The organism is Roseivivax marinus (assembly GCF_900109705.1).
Classification (GTDB): domain Bacteria; phylum Pseudomonadota; class Alphaproteobacteria; order Rhodobacterales; family Rhodobacteraceae; genus Roseivivax; species Roseivivax marinus.
This window is the reverse complement of sequence record NZ_FOAI01000030.1, coordinates 1-2,664: the sequence shown is the minus strand read 5'-3', so window position 1 is coordinate 2,664 and position 2,664 is coordinate 1. Positions and strand designations below refer to the sequence as shown.

Annotated in this window: 2 protein-coding genes; one reads left to right on the top strand and one right to left on the bottom strand. The window is 56.7% G+C overall.

Annotated elements, in window-relative coordinates; genetic code table 11:
* Positions 1–203: 203 nt before the first annotated feature.
* Positions 204–1,727 carry a hypothetical protein gene (locus tag BMX29_RS18650; RefSeq protein WP_139197123.1) on the top strand — a complete coding sequence of 508 codons (1,524 nt, stop codon included), beginning with the start codon at positions 204–206 and terminating at the stop codon, positions 1,725–1,727.
* A 60-nt stretch (positions 1,728–1,787) separates the two neighbouring features.
* Here the strand turns inward: BMX29_RS18650 and BMX29_RS19030 are convergent.
* Positions 1,788–2,664 (bottom strand): calcium-binding protein (locus BMX29_RS19030; protein WP_139197121.1); only part of this gene is annotated, 877 nt, incomplete at its 5' end.

Here is a 2,664-nt window from a genome sequence, read left to right as displayed (position 1 = left end):
GCTCCGCTCACGGAAGGGGGTTTAGGGTTCGTCACCTGATCCAGGGAGGTACCGTAAGGTCATCTTCCAGCCGTGACGATTCCAGCTAGGCGAGTTGGAACAAACCATGTACATTCGGGCGACCTTAACTCACCCTAGTATGGGAGGGACGCCCCCCCCCCCAAGGGCCGGACTGACCTAACCCCTCAAACATATCTCTCTCAATGAACATCCAAACCAAACCTGAAGCCTCCACCCTCACCTGGAGGGATCCAAGGTATCTGAAGTTCAACTCTGTCGTGGATCAGCTTGTAGATGAGCTACAGGCTCACGTTTGGGGGCATGCGGATAAGCCTAAGAGACGTGTAACAGGTGAGAAGCTGAACAAGCTGACCTACTCCGTGAGTAGCCTCATAGCGGAGGGAGTAGGTGTAGCTTCAGGCAAGCGAAGAAAGTCTGAGGCTCCCATCCATCTCGGTAAGGCGAGATATGGGAAGGGTGGGACTGATCCCATGCGGAGTTACGACATCCATGTGGGCAGAGCCTACAGGGGCCTTATCGAACTGGGGTATCTCAAGCAGACCCGTGACGGCTACTATGACCGCAGCGGAGGGAAGAACGGTAAAGCATCCAGCCGTATCACCAGGTATTCCGCAACGGATAAGTTGGTCGGCTTGTTCACGGAGGATGAGCAACTTGCCTTCCCTGCTGTCATCCCGGCCAAGCATGTAGGTGAGCTGGTTCGCGTTCAGGTGAAGATGAAGAATCCGGATGGGACGAAGGTTAAGACGACCGTTCCAACCCCGGTGACCGGTGACGTGGAGCTAATGCGCTGGAGGCTTGAACGGATTAACCGTGGCCTCAGCCATCATTGGTACGACCTGGACATGCCGGATGCCGACATCGCGGCACTGCAGGATCGTCTCTCCGATGATGTCGTAAACTCCCGGCAACTCGCCCTGCACCATCGCTCCCTGTACCGCGTGTTCAACGATGAGGATCTGACCACCGGAGGCCGGTTCTATGGCGGTTGGTGGCAAGGCATCCCCAAGGAGTACCGGCCTTACCTGTGTGTAAACGGCAAGCGGATGGTCGAGGTGGACTACTCCACGATGCACCCGACGATCCTTTATGCTTGGGTAGGGGAAGAGATGCCCGAGGACAGTTACTCCGGCGTACTTCCATCCGGCCTACTTCCTGATGGAGTTGATCCCTCGGAAGTTCGCGGGAGCGTCAAAGCCGCGTTCAATGCAATGCTGAATGCCGAGCGTGTGCTGAAAGGCCCACCGGCAGGGATCAACCTGAGGGGATTGGAGCTTACATGGAATCAGCTATCCAATGCCATTATTGAGTTCCACAAGCCGATCTCGGAACACTTCTACTCGGGTGTAGGGTTAAAGCTGCAAAGAATAGACAGCGATATTGCTGAAGCTGTCATTCTAGACTTCATCGACTCGGGAGACGTTATCCTGCCAATCCACGATAGCTTTCTCGTCCATCACGGTTGGGAAGGTCGCCTGCGAGAGAAGATGGCTGAAGCATTTGGCTCATTGGTTGGGAGCCTTGCTCAGGTAAAAGGGACGCCGGGTAAACAGTGGGAAGAGAAAGAACCAAAGTGGCACCAGGGGAACGATGAGTTTGGCCCCATAATCTCCACGGACATTCGAGATCACTCTGAGTGGATGAACTCCGGCCCAGAGAGGCGTCTAGAAGCTCATCGGGCTATAAGACAAACCAAACAAAGTTAGCGGCACAAACTTAAGAAAGATGCGCGGCAGGCCAAGGGAAGCCTGCCGCACTCTAGTAAGTTAGAGGAACGAGAAGTCTTCGATGCTAAGGTCGGTGGAAGATACGCCCTGCACCAGGATCGTGTGTCCGCCGAACGACATCGAAATCCCAGCCTGACCATCCACGGTCGTATCAGTGATGTTCAAAGCATCAACGTAGCCTTGAAGGCCGCTTCCAGGGGCGTTCTCCACGCCCGTGATCCGGAAGGTGTCCTGGCCGTCCTCGAACCGAAGGATGGTATCCACATCACCGTTGACGAGGTCATTGAAGATGAACTGGTCGGCCCCATCACCGCCGACCATCGTATCATCTCCATCACCACCGTTGATGATGTCGTTGCCGTCTCCACCACGGATGACGTCATCTCGACCACCCCCGGCAAGGAAGTCGTTCCCGCCTCCACCGTTCACGACGTCATTGCCTTCGCCACCACCGATGCTGTCGGAGCCAGTCCCGCCATTGATCGTGTCTTTGCCGAAGCCACCACCGAGACTGTCATTGCCCGCGTCACCGCTGACTACGTCATCGTTGTAACTACCGCCAATCGTATCGGAGCCGGAAGCTCCGGTGAGGCTGTCCGCTCCAGCTCCACCCGCGACGACGTCATTACCGCCACCGCCCGTGACGGAATCATCGCCCGAGCCAGCCCCAATGGTGTCGTTACCCGTGCCACCGTCGACCGTGTCGTTGCCGAGGCCGCCGCCGATGAAATCTCGGCCCGCCCCTCCGCTGACGATGTCATCGCCATCTGAAGCAGCGATGTTGTCGTCGCCATCTCCGCCGGAGATGCTGTCATTACCGCCTCGTCCAAGAAGATCATCTTCGCCGGCCATTCCTGACAGAGTGTCATCTCCGCCTAGACCGTCGAGCGTGTCGTTACCATCGGCCCCGAGAAGG